Raw genomic sequence first — 15160 nt, 5'->3', positions numbered from 1 at the left:
TCCTTCTTCCCCCTCGCCCCTTTTCCCCCCTTTGCACCGATGAACCTCGTATATCACGAAAGCTACCCAGCTGCTGACTGTCCACTGCCCAGTTGCACCGCTTCGTCTCCGTACAACCTGTCATAACGCTTGATCAGTCACTGCGGGCATCGTCTGCGCCGCCCGCGCGGCAACATGACAGCCAGGCGCTTCATGAAAATGTCACGCCATGATCAGAGACTGAGAAAAAACACCGGCAAGACAACAGGTTGAATATCAGGCAATCCTCAGTTGCCAGACACTCGCCCAAATGATCACTTCCGAAAGCTATCAGCGCAGAAGAATCCCCTTGATGTTCGACTTTTGCTAAGCTATGTTCACTTTCGAAAAACTATTATCGCGCACCTTGCCGGTGCAGACTCATTCGCCCCACCCGGTAGCGCCGGGCACGAGCAGGAGCAGCCCATGTCCCGCGACAACGATGCACTTCTTGACCTCTTCATCATCGGCGGCGGCATCAATGGCGCCGGTATCGCCAACGATGCCAGCGGCCGCGGCCTGAGCGTGGCCCTGTGCGAGCAGAATGACCTCGCCAGTGCGACCTCCTCCGCCAGCAGCAAGCTGATCCACGGCGGCCTGCGCTATCTGGAACACTACGAATTCCGTCTGGTGCGCGAAGCCCTGCAGGAGCGCGAGGTACTGCTCAAGAAGGCACCGCATATCATCTGGCCGCTGCGCTTCATCCTGCCGCACCAGCCGCATCTGCGTCCGGCGTGGATGATTCGCGCGGGTCTGTTCCTGTATGACCACATCGGCAAGCGCGAGACCCTGCCAGCTTCCAAGGGCCTCAAGTTCGGCGAGCAGAGCCCGCTGGTCAGCGAGATCAATCAGGGCTTCGAATACTCGGATTGCTGGGTCGATGATGCCCGTCTGGTCATCACCAATGCGCTGCAGGCGCGCGAGCAAGGCGCCGAGATCATGACGGGCACCCGCTGCGTCGGCGCCCGTGATGTCGAGGGCCACTGGGAGCTGACGCTTGAAGATGTCAGCAGCGGCGAGACCTTCATCCGTCGCGCACGCACCCTGGTGAATGCGGCAGGCCCGTGGGTGGAGTCCTTCATCAAGGGCGCCACCGAACGCACGCCGCGCTACGGCATCCGCATGATCCAGGGCAGCCACCTGATCGTGCCGCGCATCAACACCGATGACCGCGCCTTCATCCTGCAGAACAAGGACAAGCGCATCGTCTTCGTGCTGCCCTATCAGGAAGACTTCAGCCTGATCGGCACCACCGACGTGCGCTACAAGGGCGACCCCTCCGAGGTGGCCTGCTCCAGCGATGAGACCGACTACATGCTCGAGGTGGTCAACCATCACTTCAAGCGCAAGCTGAGCCGCGATGACGTGGTCTCGACCTTCTCCGGCGTGCGCCCGCTGTGTGACGACGAGTCGGCAGACCCGTCCGCGATGACGCGTGATTACACCCTGCATCTGGATGACAGCGGCGCACCGATGCTGTCCATCTTCGGCGGCAAGATCACCACCTATCGCAAGCTGGCCGAGTCGGCACTCGAAGACCTCAAGCCGCTGCTGCCGAGCATGGGCGAGCCGTGGACCCACGAGAAGGCCCTGCCCGGCGGCGATATCGAGAGCCGCGCAGCCTTCACCCGCCAGCTGCAGCGCGACTACCCGTTCCTCGGCGAAGCACGCGCCAGACGCTTCGCCTCAAGCTACGGCAGCCTGTGCCTGCACTTCCTCGACGGCAAGAAGAGCGAGGCGGACCTGGGCGAGGACTTCGGCGCCGGCCTGAGCGCCGCCGAGATCGACTACCTGGTCGAGCACGAATGGGCGCGCGAGGTGCAGGATGTCGTCTGGCGCCGCACCAAGCTGACGCTGCGCCTGAGCGATGAGCAGAAGACGCGCATCGGCGACTACCTCAAGGAACGCCTGCTGGCACGCGCCGCCTGATGAAAACCGGCTGAGCCAGCAGCAAAGAAAGCCCGCCCCTCCGGCAAGGAGGGGCGGGCTTTTCGTTCAAGGACAGGCGGATTTTTAGGTCATGTATTGACGACTTACTGGATACCGCCCGCCGTCAGCTTGGCCGGATCGAGCAGACGCTCCAGCTCCTCGCGTGACAGTTCAGTCTCTTCCTCGGCCACATCCAGAATCGGACGCCCGGCCTGATAGGCCACCTTGGCCACTCGCGCCGCCTCGTTGTAACCGATCACCGGATTGAGCGCCGTGACCAGAATCGGGTTCTTGGCCAGCGGTGCCTCGATGTTGTCCTGACGCACGTTGAAGGTGGCAATGGCCTTGTCCGCCAGCAGGCGGCTGACATTGGCACTCAACGTGATCGAGGACAGCAGGTTGTTGGCGATCAGCGGCAGCATGACATTGAGCTGGAAGTTGCCGCTCTGCCCGGCGATGCCGATGGTGGCGTCATTGCCCATCACCTGCGCCGCCACCTGGGCGGCCGCCTCGGGAATCACCGGATTGACCTTGCCCGGCATGATGGAGCTGCCCGGCTGCAGGGCCTCAAGCTCGATCTCGCCCAGCCCTGCCAGCGGGCCGGAATTCATCCAGCGCAGGTCGTTGCTGATCTTCATCATCGCCACGGCGTAGGTACGCAGGTGGCCGGAGAGCTCGACTGCCGTGTCCTGGGAGGACAGCGCCGCGAAGAAGCTCTCGGCGGGACGGAAGGCATGACCGGTCTGGTGCGAGAGGCGGTCGGCAATGCGTTCGGCGAATTCCGGATGCGCATTGATGCCACTGCCGACGGCAGTGCCGCCCTGGGCGAGGCGCTCGAGGCGCGGCAGCACCTGCTCGATACGCTCGATAGCCTGCCCGACCTGCGCCTGCCAGGCACCCAGCTCCTGACTCATGCGAATCGGCATCGCATCCATCAGGTGAGTGCGACCGGTCTTGACGACGTCGTCCACCTCAGAGGCCTTGCGGGAGATCACCTCATGCAGATGGCGCAGCGCCGGCAACAGGGTGTCCGAGACAGCGATGACGGCGGACAGATGAATGGCCGTCGGGATGACATCATTGCTCGACTGCCCCATGTTGACGTGGTCGTTGGCGCCGACGGTCACGTCCTTGTCGCCCAGATGCTGATTGGCAAGCTGCGTCAGCACCTCGTTGACGTTCATGTTGGTCGAGGTACCGGAACCGGTCTGGAAGACATCGACCGGGAATTGGTCGGCGTGCTCACCGTCGATGATCTGACGTGCCGCCTTGATGATCGCCTCGGCACGCACGTCATCCAGCAGCTCCAGGTCACGGTTGACCTCGGCCGCGGCCAGCTTGATACGCGCCACGGCGCGAATGAAGGCAGCAGGCAACGGCTGGCCACTGACGGGGAAGTTGTCGACCGCTCGCTGAGTCTGGGCGCCATAGAGTGCGCTGGCCGGCACTTCGAGTTCACCCATGCTGTCGCGTTCACGGCGGGTCTGGCTGCTCATGCTTGTCTCCCTGTGCTGTTGCATATGACGTCGCACCTGGCTGGCGTCACTGATGGGCGGCTGGCAATAACGTGATCGATGACCTGATCGCCAGCTTCGATCCCCTGATGATCACTTGGGGACGTACAGGATACCAATCAAGCCACTTCATGAGAGTGATTATCAATAACAATCGCCATTTTTCGATCTTTCCCCTTGATGGTGCGCTCGAGTCAGTACTCACGCCTGCTTGCCCCTCATGCCTGCTTCCCACCCAAGGCCCTCTTACCAAGACCTCTTTCTGCGCTCTCTGTACGCATCTCTCGTTGCCTGCTCCTATTTGCCTATCCCTCTTGCCCCTTCTCTTGACCGGCCTTTCTTGCCCGCCATCCGGTCTCTGCCCTGAGCGCCATCAGCAGCATTCGCAGAGCAAGGGCGCAGCGTCACAGTGCGCCGCAAGGGCCTGAAAGCCTCTGGGACGACCTTGAGGGGTCGGTTACACTGTGCAGCGCTTCCACCATGGTCATGGCCCCCTTGGCCACGCCTCTTGAATCCTGTCGACGGAATGACCGCGAACCTGATGTCCACCTCTTCGCTGCTGAAACCCGCCGTGTGTGCGGTGCGCACCATCCCTCACTTCCTCGTGCCTGCCGGAGGGGAGATCGCATCATGAAATGGTTCTCGCACAACCCTTACTTCACCTACCTGCACCGCCAGCGCCTGCATATCCTGCGCGTGACCGTCGCCCTGACGCTGTGCTTTTCCATCATCGAACTGTTCAGCCTGCCGCACAGTTCCTGGGCATTGGTCAGCACCGTGATGGTCATGGGCAACCTGCCCCACGTCGGCGGTGTCATCGACAAGGGCTGGCAACGTCTGGTCGGCACGCTGCTTGGCGGCCTGTGGGGCCTGATATTGATTCTGGTCGCCGAGCCGCTGCCCGGCGTGGTGCCCTTCTGGAGCATCGTCGGCATCGCCCTGGCACTGAATGCCACCTTCAGCAATCGCTATGGCTACAGCTCGCTGCTGTTCTGCGTCACGCTGCTGATGGTAATCGGTGATGGCAATCATGATCTCGGCATCGGGCTGTGGCGCGTCTTCAATGTGGTGCTGGGCACCCTGATCAGCATCGTGGTCAGCATGGTGCTGCTGCCCCAGAAGGCGACGGATGTCTTCCGCTTCCTGCTGGCCGACAACCTCGACAAGCTGGCACGCCTCTACCACGGTCATACCAAGGCCGAGCGTGAGGGCGTCAATGAGGGGCTCGCGCTGGTGCGTGCCACCTCGGCACAGCTGGTCAAGCAGCGCGGGCTGGTCGATGCCGTCGCTCAGGAAGGCCGCATCAATCGTGCCGACATCGAGGAAATCCTGTCCTTCGAGCGCCGCATGATCTCGACCATCGAACTGCTGCAGGAAACCCACTGGAACACCCGCGAGGGGCATGAATTCATCGAGGGGCTGGATGGCCTGCGCGATGCCCAGCATCGTCTGGCCCGCGCGCTTGGCACCCTGGCCTTTCAGGTGCGCACCGGCCAGAGCATTGAACTGACGGTGACGCCCTTCGACCTGCAACGCTATGCCGATGTCCGCAATGTCGAGAGCCGCAACGGCCGCGCGCTGTTCAGCCCGGCAGGCTACCTGTGGCTCAATCGCGAGCTGGCACGCCTGACCGAAGCCCTGGGCGAGCGCCTGGCCTTGCTGGAGCGGCTGCCGAGCCAGCGCCTGCAACGCCGACTGCCGGGCCATGGCCTGATCAGTGATGCCCGCCGCCTCTTCCTGCCCGAAGACCCGACACCGGGCGATACGGCAGCCCCCACCAGACGCGAGAACAGCGCTGGCGAGCAACACTCTGCAGTCGGCAAAGCGCCGGCCAGCAAAGCGCCAGCGAGTGATGGCAGTATCAGTGATGACAGCAGCAGTGATGAGCCAGACCGCCACGACAGGCACCAGCCGGACTCGGCCGGCAATGAGACTGCCAGGAAAGACACATGAACTCAGTATCCGGAGTGACTCCCGCAAGCCAGCATGACGTGCTGATCGTCGGCGGCGGCGCGGCAGGTTTGACCCTGGCACTCAGCCTCGCCAATCGCCTGCCAGCCGGCCCGCGCACCCGCCGCGTCACGCTGTTGCGTCCAGCGCGTGAGGCCCAGGGCGCCAGCCGCTGGGCGCAGGGCGGTATCGCGGCGGTGCTGGCGCCCGAGGACGATGTGGAATCCCATGTCGCCGACACCCTGATTGCCGGCGATGGCCTGTGCAACGAGCGCGCGGTGCGCTTCACCGTCGGCCACTCGCGGGAGGCCATCGAATGGCTGATCGCGCTTGGCGTACCCTTCACCCCGGCCGACGCCGACGCCAGCTACCCCTTCCATCTCACCCGTGAAGGCGGGCATGGTCGCCGCCGCATCATCCACGCCGCCGACGCCACCGGGCGAGCGCTGCTCGATACGCTCAGCGCCCACGTCGAAGCCCACCCGAACATCGAGATTCTCGAAGACCTGCTGGCCGTCGACATCGCGGTCAACGCGGGTCGCGCCAGCGGTCTGTGGGTGATGGACGGCACGGGCCAGCGCCAATGGCTGGCAGCCAATGACCTGGTACTGGCTACCGGCGGTGCCAGCGGCCTGTTCGCCCACGCCACCAGCCCGAGCGCCAGCGTCGGTGATGGCATGGCGATGGCGACCCGCGCCGGCGCCAGCCTGATGAACCTGGAGTTCCAGCAGTTTCATCCCACCTGCCTGTATGACCCTGATGGCACGCCCTTTTTGATCTCCGAGGCGGTAAGGGGCGAAGGGGGACTGCTGCTGCGCCCGGATGGGCATCGCTTCATGGCCGATCATGATCCGCGCCTGGAGCTAGCGCCGCGTGATGTCGTGGCACGCGCCATCCTCGCCGAGATGCGCACGCACGGTCTCGAGCATGTCTGTCTGGATATCAGCGCGCTGGGGGCCGAGGCCATCGAGCACCACTTCCCGACCATCGCCGAGCACTGCCTGGCACGCGGGATCGATATTCGTCATGCACCGATTCCCGTCGTCCCTGCCGCCCACTACAGCTGCGGCGGCATCGCCACCGGGCTGGATGGCGCCAGCGACCTGCCCGGGCTGTGGGCCATCGGCGAAGTCGCCTGCACGGGCCTGCACGGCGCCAATCGCATGGCCAGCAACTCGCTGCTCGAGTGCCTGGTGCAGGCGCGCGCCTGTGGTGAAGCACTCGGGCAGCCGCGCCGCGCCGACGAACCACGCCTGATGAGCACGCTCGACTCGCTGATGCCGCAACACGCCGCCCTGCTCACACAGCTGGCCGACAATGGTCAGGTCTGGCGCTGCGTGATGCGTCTGAGCGCCGACGAGGCGCGCACGCGCCTGCAAAGCTTGCGCCAGCTGATGAGTCTGCAAGCGGGGATAGAGCGCAGCCAGCACGGCCTGAGGGAGGCGTTGCAGCAGATAGCGCAGTGGGTCTCGCTGGAGGCGGGGCAAACGGCGGAGCCCGAGCAGCACAGGCAAGCTTCAGCGCCGCGGGCAGGGCTTGATCACCTTGCGCTCTATCAGGCCCTGACACTGGCACCGCTGCTGCTGCTGTGCGCCCATCAGCGCCATGAGTCACGTGGCCTGCACTTCATCCGCGACTTCCCGATGCCGGCGCCGCGTGCCCGCGATAGCGTCATTCGCCTCTCGGCCTTCGCTGCCGCGACCTGAGCGGCTCTTGAGAAGGCTTATGCGAAGACCCATGAAAAGGCCCATGAGCAGGCTCAGCGTGGGCGGGAGCCCTGGGCAGCGACGCGCCGCAGGGTCTCCAATGGCGGCGGCTGACGCGGCAAGCCATGCGGCAAGGGCGGCCACAGCAACCACAGCCGCAGCTGGTGAAGGTCTTCGCTGGAGGCGCTATCCGGCCACAGCCACACCCGCTGGGTTTTCAGGTGCTGCTGGTCCGCGCCCTGCGCTCTCAAGCCCTGTAGCCCCATCCCCTGTGGTCCCACTCCCTGTGGCCCGAAGCCCTGCGGCGAGATCTCGAGCCCCAGCAGACGTGGTGAGCACCACAGACAGCGCACTTTGACGGGCTGCCAGCTGCGTGAGGCACCATCGGCCCACCACCAGCAGAGCTGCATCTCCGGGTGACGGTGGCGCGCATCTGACGCAGTCGGGGTATCGCTGACTTCGCTCTCGGCTTCGCTCTCTGCTTCGCTCTCTGCTTCAGCCTCGTTCTCCGGCGCTGGCGCCTGGCCACCGCTGGCCAGCGCCGCATCGGCGCAGAGGCTGCCCCCCAGGGCCAGCCAGACTCGCGCCTCGGGGTCCTTGAGACGCCGCCGAGCCTGGCGCCACCATGACACCAGCTCTACGGCCTGCAGCAGCCAGCCCAGCCCCATCACGCCCAGCAGCGCCATGACGCCATCCGGCAGCTGAGCGTGCCCCTCAAACGCACAATGCCCCGCCTCGAAAGGCAGGGCATTGCGTAGATATTGCCACTGACAGGACCACCAGGTACTGACAAGGAACTGGCCAGTCGCCAGCTCGGCAAGCCAGACCCACAAGGCGAGACTCGCCGCCAACAGCCCGACGCGCAGGCTGGCGTGGGTCGCGAACGCCTGCCTAGAGGCCCTTGAACTGATCGCGCTCGCCATTCTCGGCATTGGCGATCACCATGTTGATCAGGCGCTGGTACTCGGCATTGCCGCACGGGTCGCGCTTCATCAGCCACACGAAGAGGTCCTGGTCCTCTTCGGCCAGCAGCTGCACATAGAGTGCCTTGTCATCTTCGCTCAAGGCGTCGAAACGCTGCTCCAGAAACGGCAGCAGCAGCAGATCGAGCTCCCACATGCCGCGACGCGAATGCCAATGAAGCCGCTTGCGAATCACATCTTCCATTGCCTGAACCTCAGTCGTCACATCAATGCGCGCAGTATACCCGAGGGGGGCGTCAGCGGCATCCGTTGACCCGTTGCTCGGGCAGGAATTGGCAATCCGTGCCGTGATCGGCAATGATGTCCCTAGTGCGTTGTTTTCTCAGGATTTGCCCATTATGCTGAGGAGATAACAATCACAAGGATGCGTGTGCCTGTCCGGTGACAAGAGGTCGCCCGGCTGCCGCATCACGAACGCCTTTCGCGAGAAAGGTGCAGGCATGGAGAGATCCGATGACCAAGTCCGAGCTGATCGAACAGATAGCCATGCGACAGCCTGAGTTGTCGCTCAAGGATGTAGAGGCCGCGGTTCGCATCATCCTCGATGATGTGACAGACGCCCTGGCCCACGGCGGTCGCGTCGAGATTCGCGGTTTCGGCAGCTTCTCGCTGCACTACCGTGAGCCACGACTGGGGCGCAACCCCAAGACCGGTGAGCCGGTGGACCTGGATGGCAAGTTCGTCCCCCACTTCAAGCCCGGCAAGGAGCTGCGCGAGCAGGTCGATGCCAGTCGCGCGCTGGGGTATTGACGACAGCGCGACTGATGACGGTGCTAAAGACGACGGTGCGGCTGACTGACAGCGCTGCCCGCAGAGCAAGACCCGGCGTGACGGGGCCGGCTGGCTCAGCGCCGGCCGACATCTGCTCAAGCCGTCATGCCAGAGACGACAGCCACCCACCTCACGGCGTCGCCGCCAAGACTCGCGCGATGGGCAGTGATACACTCGCTCCCAGATGATTCACGACTGCATTTCATGACAAGGAAACCGTTATGCGTTGGCTAAAAGGTCTCGTTCTGGCCGTGATCCTGCTGATCGTCCTGCTGGTCGGTATTCTCTTTGCCGTTCACAACCAGCAAGCCGTGCCCCTCGACCTCATCTGGGTAGAGCTGCCTGCTGCGTCTCTTTCCATGTGGCTGCTGTTCTCGCTGGCCGTCGGCGTCGTGCTTGGCATGGTCGCGATGACGGGCATGTACCTGCGACTGCGCACGCTGTTGACCCGTGCCCAGCGTCGCAACCAGCAGCAACGCAAGGAACTGGACCAACTGCGCATCCAGGAGATCAAGGAAGTGGCATAAATGCCTGATCTGATATTGCTGGGATTGCTGATGGCGGCCATCGCCATCGGATTCTGGCTGGGGCGGCGTGATCGTCGCCCCGATGAACAAGCACCGGCTCCTGCCACCCTGTCCCGCGACTACTTCGTCGGCCTCAATCATCTGCTCAACGAGCAGCCTGATCGTGCCATCGAAACCTTCGTTCAGGCCTTGGAAGTCAACAGCGACACCGTCGATACCCACATCGCGCTGGGCAATCTCTATCGCAGTCGCGGCGAAGTCGATCGTGCCGTCAAGATTCACCAGAACCTGCTGGCCCGCCCTGCCCTGGATAGCGAACAGGGCGAGCGTGTCCAGCTGGAACTGGCCCGCGACTTCATGCGCAGCGGTGTCTATGACCGCGCCGAGAAGCTGCTGGAAACCCTCCTCAAGCAAGCGCAACACGACAGCCATCGGCGTGCCGGCCGCCGCCTGTTGATCGACCTCCTCGAGCGGGAACGCGAATGGGAGGCCGCACTCGAAGTCGCCCACGCCATTCTGCGTCAGGAAGGCGGCATCCGCCGCGCGGCGGCCCACTGGCACTGCGAACTGGCCGCGCTGGATATCGCCGAAGGCAGTCAGGCGATGGCCCGCAAGCGCCTCAAGCAGGCGCTCTCCACCGATGAGAAATGCGTACGCGCCAACTGGATGCTGGCCGAGATCGAATTCGATCATGCCAACTACAAGCAGTGCATCCGCCTGCTGCAGCGCATCCCGCGTCAGGACACCGGCTTCACCCCCATCATCCTCGAGCCACTGGGCAACGCCTTTCGCATGCTGGATGACGAGAGCGGCCTGGTACGCTTGCTGCATCAGGAAGTCGAGCGCGCGCCCTACACCACGACGGTCATCAGCCTGGCGCAACTGATCGAACGCCGCGAGGGCGTCGAGGCCGCTGCCAGCTTCGCCAGCGAGCAACTGCATCGTCACCCCAGCCTGCGCGGCGTCGACTATCTGCTCGATCTCTACCTGCTGGACGCCGATGAGCGCGAGACCGAGCGTTTCAATCTGCTCAAGCGTCATACCCAGCAACTGATCCAGGCGCGTCCTCGCCATCGCTGTCATCGCTGCGGCTTCGAAGCCTCGATGCTGCTCTGGCAATGTCCGAAGTGCCGCCACTGGGGCACGGTCAAGCCGATCACCGGCCTGGAAGGCGAGTAACGGCGCCAGCTGGCACACAGATACCAGCAGACAGACAGGCCACAGACATCAGAACGAAAAGCCCCCTGCAGCACGCTGCAGGGGGCTTTTTCATGCCGCTCTCATGACTACCGGGCTGGCGCTATCGAACTGATGCTAGCGATCATATCAGCCCTGCTCGGCGGCACGCTCGCGCAGGCGCGGCGAGAGTAGCTCGCCCACGAGACAGGCTGCCAGGATGACGGCCACGAAATACGGCCAGTCGCCGAATGACAGCTCTGCGACACCCAGGGCATCGACGAAGATCGCCAGGATGCAGACCGGGCTGACATAACGAATCATGAACAGCCACAGACGATAGCCGGCATCGCTCAGATTCAGCTCATCGCGCAGCATGCTGCTCTTGAAGACGAACCCGGCCAGCAGCGCCATGGCGATGCCACCGATCGGCATCATCCAGCGCGAGGTCAGGTAATCGAGCCAGTCGAAGAAGTGCTTGCCGGCCAGCGTCCAGTCCGCGCCGAGATTGAACGACAGCATCGCGAACATCGCCACCAGCCACAGCACGCTGCCGGCCAGCCACGAGGCCTTGGTGCGGCTCATGTTGCGGTTCTCGCTCAGCCAGGCGACGGTCGCCTCGATCATCGAGATGGCGGAAGTCAGGGCGGCGATCGAGAGCATGGCGAAGAACAGCACCCCGAACAGCTGCCCGAAGGGCATCTGGTTGAAGGCCACCGGCAGGCTCATGAAGATCAGCCCCGGCCCGGAGGACGGGTCCATGCCATTGGCGAAGATGATCGGGAAGATCGCCAGCCCCGCCATCAGCGCCACCAGGGTATCGGCGATCGCCACCGTGAAGGTGGTGCGGGCGATGGAGGTGCCCGACGGCAGGTAGGAGCCGTAGGTGAGGATGGCGCCGGAGGCCAGCGACAGGGTAAAGAAGGCATGCCCCAGCGCGGCCAGCACCCCTTCACTGCTCAAGCGCGTGACATCGAAATCGAACAGGAAGTGGAAGCCTGCCGAGAAGTTGCCCGAGGTCAGGGCATAGCCGATCATGATCAGCAGCATGATCACCATGCCCGGCATCATCCAGCGCACGCTCTTCTCGACGCCTTCCTGCACCCCGCGCCCGACGATCAGCATCGTCACCACCGTCACCAGCGTGGCCCAGCCACCCAGCGCCCAGGGGTTGGCGTTGCCGGCCTCGAAGATGGCACCCAGCTCCGCGACGCTGTGTCCGGACAGCGCGCCACTGGCCATCTTCCACAGGTAACTGAACGACCACCCCGCCACCACGACATAGAACGACAGGATCATGAAGCCGGCCAGCATCGCGATCCAGCCGAAGACCTTCCACAACGGACTGGCCCCCGCTTCACGCGCCAGATTGGCAATCGCCTCGATGGGGCTGCCGCGCCCGCGCCGCCCGAAGGCGATCTCCGCCATCATCACGGGCACGCCCACGGCGAGGATGCAGGCCAGATACACCAGCACGAAGGCGCCCCCGCCGTACTCACCGGTGATATAGGGAAACTTCCAGATATTGCCCAGCCCTACCGCGGAACCGGTAGCTGCAAGGATGAAGCCCCAGCGACTGATCCAGAGATTCTTGGGTTGCTGTCTTGCCGTCATGGAATACCTTACGAGTTATTGTTGTGAGCCAGTGGTGATCGACGCAACGCCTGGCCGTCTTGGGTGCTCACACAGACCATTTTACTGATATGAAGCAGGTTCGTCCGCGATTCCCATCGAAAATCACCACGATTCCCTCAGAATTCCTCTGCGAAAACGCCATCACCACACGACGGCAATCACTCTACATTAGATGCTTCAAATTGGTAACATTTGAAACGATAACTGCCACTCAGACTTGAAAAGCAACCTCCCCTGAGACGCACGGCGCCGCAAAAGGGCCCGACAACCCCGCATCACTGGAGTAGGCTCATTCAAGAGACGCCGACCAGAACGCTCTGGCCTGAGAGGGCTGGGCCTGGGAGTGCCTGGCCAGTGAGCGTCGGAACAAAGTGCGTCTGGTCTCACCCAGCAGCGCAGACAAGGAGTCGTCATGCATCGTCAATTCGCGGTTATCGGACTGGGCTATTTCGGCAGCACCGTCGCGCGGGAGCTCAGGCGCCATGACCATGAAGTGCTCGGCGTGGACGCCGATGAGAAGCGCCTCAATGCCGTGGCAGACCTGCTCAACCAGGCCGTGATCGCGGACCCCACCGACGAACATGCCCTGCAGGAGCTGGGGCTTGAGCAGTACGACGCCGTCTTGATCGATCTGGCCGACTCGATGGAACAGAGCCTGATCTGCGCGCTGCTGGCCAAGGAGCTCGGCGCCAGGGAGCTGTGGGTCAAGGCCACCTCGGATGCACACCACAAGCTGCTCAGTCGTCTGGGTGTCGATCACATCGTGCATCCGGAGTACGACCTGGGCGTGCGCGTGGCGGAAAGCCTCGCCTACCATGCCATGGTCGACTTCATCCATCTCGGCGATCACCAGTTCGTGGTCGAGCTGGAGGTCAGCGCACGACTGGGCGATGACTGCCAGCAGCTCGATCAGCTGCCCATCGATGACGACATCAGCGTGATCGCACTGCGCAAGGGCAAGACCCTCGACCGCCAACCCTCCGGCAGCACGCGACTGGCCGCCGGTGACCATCTGGTCCTGATCGGCGAGCTGAGCGCGCTGCGCAAGCTTGGAGCACATCTATGAGGCAGCGCTACCGGCGCTATCTCCGCCCCCTGACCCGCAGCCCACGCGGGCCCATCATCCATCTATCGCCGCCGGAGATTCTGCTGAGCGGCTTTCTAGGCCTCGGCATGATGGGCGCCTGCCTGCTGAAACTGCCCGGCATGCATCAGCAGGGCTTGAGCTGGCTGTCGGCGCTATTCACCGCAACCTCTGCCGTCACGGTCACCGGCCTCTCCGTCACTCCGCTCAGCGACTTCACCCTCGCAGGCCAGACCATCGTGTTGATACTGATCCAGCTCGGCGGTCTCGGCTTCATGACCATCGCCGCCCTGTCGCTGGTGATGCTGGGCCAGCGCCTGCCGATGCATCAGACCAGCCTGCTGCGCGAGGCGCTCAATCGCAGCAGCTCACGCGAGATAGGCCGCCTGCTCAAGATCATCACCGCCTTTGCGCTGACGCTCGAGCTGGCAGGCGCCTCCTTGCTGGCGCTGGACTGGGTGCCCGAGCACGGCTGGCAGGAGGGGCTCTGGCTGAGCCTCTTCCACTCGGTCTCGGCCTTCAACAATGCCGGCTTCACCCTGTGGCCGGACAGCCTGATGCGCGAGGCGGCAAATCCCCTGACCAGCAGCGTGATCGGCATTCTGTTCATGACCGGCGGCATCGGCTTTGCCGTCATCGGCGAGCTGCGCGAGCGGCGGCGCCAACATGGCTGGCGCGTATTGCTGCAGCCGTCACGCTTCTCGGTGCAGACACGCCTGGTGATCGAGGCCACCGTGGCGCTCAACCTGCTGAGTCTGGTGGTGATACTGGCGCTTGAATGGCGCAACCCCGGCACGCTGGGCGCCATGGCCAGTCACGGCGAACGCCTGCTCGCCGCTGCCTTCATGGCCATCACACCGCGCACCGCCGGGTTCAGCGTCATCGATTCCGCCGAGATGACACAAGCCTCGACCCTGTGGACCATGGCGCTGATGTTCATCGGCGGCGGCAGCGGCTCGACGGCCAGCGGCATCAAGTTGACCACCTTCGTGGTGCTGCTGCTGACCACGCGTGCCTTTCTGCGCAGCGAGCCCTCCCCCACTCTGCACGGCCGCCGCATCGGCGATGACACCGTCTTCAAGTCGATCGCCGTGGCACTGGCGGCGATGCTGCTGATCTTCAGCATGCTGTTCGGCCTGACCATCACCGATCCGGACCACGCCTTTCTGTCGCTGGCCTTCGAGACCGTCTCGGCCTTCGGCACCGTCGGCCTGAGCCACGGCCTGACGCCCGAGCTCTCGCCCGGCGGGCAATTGCTGATCATCGCGACCATGCTGCTGGGCCGCACCGGACCACTCGCCCTCGGCTATCTGCTGGCGACCCGCAGCCGCCTCGGCATCAGCTATGCACGCACCGAGCTCTCGATCGGCTGATGACGCACGGCTGATGACACAACAAACGATGCCTCAGAACGACGAAAGCCCCGACGCTGGGCGTCGGGGCTTTCGTGAGCATGGTCACCCGCTCAGGGAGCGGCGGGTGAGGTCAGGCAATGACCTCAGTGATCATCATCATGATCATCGTGGTCATCATGCTCTTCAAGACGCTGATGTGCGTGCGTCTCGCCGTCGTACTCATCCACTCGGGCCTTGAGCTTCTGACCTGGGCGGAATGTCACCACGCGACGCGCGGAGATCGGAATCTCCTCGCCTGTCTTGGGATTGCGCCCCGGACGTTCGCGCTTGTCACGTAGATCGAAGTTGCCGAAACCGGACAGCTTCACCTGTTCATTTTCCCGCAGGCAACCGCGAATCTCGTCGAAGAATACCTCTACCATCGACTTGGCTTCGCGCTTGGACATGCCGAGTTCTGCGTGCAGATGCTCGGCAAGTTCCGCCTTGGTCAACGCTCCCATGTCCGCTCCCTC

At 63.7% G+C, this 15160-nt stretch carries 13 protein-coding genes; 8 read left to right on the top strand and 5 right to left on the bottom strand.

The window, feature by feature from the left end; genetic code table 11:
- Positions 1 to 444: 444 nt before the first annotated feature.
- Positions 445 to 1947: a glycerol-3-phosphate dehydrogenase gene (gene glpD / locus ACJJV2_RS04945; RefSeq protein ID WP_043335620.1), complete on the top strand. Its 1503-nt coding sequence runs from the start codon at positions 445 to 447 to the stop codon at positions 1945 to 1947.
- A gap of 104 nt (positions 1948 to 2051) precedes the next feature.
- Here glpD and ACJJV2_RS04940 read toward each other — a convergent pair whose 3' ends face one another.
- Positions 2052 to 3443 carry an aspartate ammonia-lyase gene (locus ACJJV2_RS04940; protein ID WP_192837605.1) on the bottom strand — a complete coding sequence of 464 codons (1392 nt, stop codon included), beginning with the start codon at positions 3441 to 3443 and terminating at the stop codon, positions 2052 to 2054.
- A 648-nt stretch (positions 3444 to 4091) separates the two neighbouring features.
- On the opposite strand from ACJJV2_RS04940, the gene ACJJV2_RS04935 reads away from it, so the two are divergent.
- Together ACJJV2_RS04935 and nadB are read left to right on the top strand one after the other, a co-directional pair.
- Positions 4092 to 5414, top strand: a complete 1323-nt coding sequence (locus tag ACJJV2_RS04935) for an FUSC family protein (protein ID WP_405278635.1) — start codon at positions 4092 to 4094, stop codon at positions 5412 to 5414.
- Positions 5411 to 7117 carry an L-aspartate oxidase gene (nadB, locus tag ACJJV2_RS04930; RefSeq protein WP_405278633.1) on the top strand — a complete coding sequence of 569 codons (1707 nt, stop codon included), beginning with the start codon at positions 5411 to 5413 and terminating at the stop codon, positions 7115 to 7117. Before ACJJV2_RS04935 ends, nadB begins: the two co-directional genes overlap by 4 nt.
- Positions 7118 to 7170: 53 nt before the next feature.
- Here the strand turns inward: nadB and ACJJV2_RS04925 are convergent, their stop codons facing one another.
- On the bottom strand, positions 7171 to 8049 hold the full coding sequence (locus ACJJV2_RS04925; protein ID WP_405278631.1) for a hypothetical protein: 879 nt from the start codon (positions 8047 to 8049) through the stop codon (positions 7171 to 7173).
- Positions 8009 to 8284: a succinate dehydrogenase assembly factor 2 gene (locus tag ACJJV2_RS04920; RefSeq protein WP_043335628.1), complete on the bottom strand. Its 276-nt coding sequence runs from the start codon at positions 8282 to 8284 to the stop codon at positions 8009 to 8011. Before ACJJV2_RS04920 ends, ACJJV2_RS04925 begins: the two co-directional genes overlap by 41 nt.
- A 269-nt stretch (positions 8285 to 8553) precedes the next feature.
- Between ACJJV2_RS04920 and ACJJV2_RS04915 the strand changes: the two genes are divergently transcribed.
- The 3 genes from ACJJV2_RS04915 (at position 8554) to lapB (ending at position 10577) form a co-directional block, all read left to right on the top strand.
- Positions 8554 to 8850 (top strand): integration host factor subunit beta, encoded by a 297-nt coding sequence (locus ACJJV2_RS04915; protein ID WP_043335630.1) that lies wholly within the window; start codon positions 8554 to 8556, stop codon positions 8848 to 8850.
- Between the two features lie 242 nt (positions 8851 to 9092).
- Complete coding sequence (locus ACJJV2_RS04910) at positions 9093 to 9398, top strand: lipopolysaccharide assembly protein LapA domain-containing protein (RefSeq protein WP_054555462.1); 306 nt, start codon at positions 9093 to 9095, stop codon at positions 9396 to 9398.
- Entirely contained in the window at positions 9399 to 10577 is a 1179-nt protein-coding gene (gene lapB / locus ACJJV2_RS04905; protein WP_043335632.1) for a lipopolysaccharide assembly protein LapB, read from the top strand. It begins immediately after the preceding gene.
- Between the two features lie 147 nt (positions 10578 to 10724).
- Here the strand turns inward: lapB and ACJJV2_RS04900 are convergent, their stop codons facing one another.
- Complete coding sequence (locus tag ACJJV2_RS04900) at positions 10725 to 12188, bottom strand: sodium-dependent transporter (RefSeq protein ID WP_279832597.1); 1464 nt, start codon at positions 12186 to 12188, stop codon at positions 10725 to 10727.
- A 433-nt stretch (positions 12189 to 12621) separates the two neighbouring features.
- On the opposite strand from ACJJV2_RS04900, the gene ACJJV2_RS04895 reads away from it, so the two are divergent.
- A complete protein-coding gene (locus tag ACJJV2_RS04895) occupies positions 12622 to 13275 on the top strand; it encodes a TrkA family potassium uptake protein (RefSeq protein WP_043335637.1) in 654 nt (217 codons plus the stop codon).
- Entirely contained in the window at positions 13272 to 14666 is a 1395-nt protein-coding gene (locus tag ACJJV2_RS04890; RefSeq protein ID WP_405278627.1) for a TrkH family potassium uptake protein, read from the top strand. Before ACJJV2_RS04895 ends, ACJJV2_RS04890 begins: the two co-directional genes overlap by 4 nt.
- 125 nt (positions 14667 to 14791) lie before the next feature.
- Here ACJJV2_RS04890 and ihfA read toward each other — a convergent pair whose 3' ends face one another.
- A complete protein-coding gene (ihfA, locus tag ACJJV2_RS04885) occupies positions 14792 to 15148 on the bottom strand; it encodes an integration host factor subunit alpha (RefSeq protein ID WP_107336300.1) in 357 nt (118 codons plus the stop codon).
- Positions 15149 to 15160: the final 12 nt, after the last annotated feature.

The sequence above is a fragment of the Cobetia sp. Ld8 genome, from assembly GCF_045066615.1.
GTDB lineage: Bacteria > Pseudomonadota > Gammaproteobacteria > Pseudomonadales > Halomonadaceae > Cobetia > Cobetia amphilecti.
The sequence above is the reverse complement of the archived record's forward strand: the minus strand, read 5'-3'. Positions and strand labels throughout refer to the sequence as shown.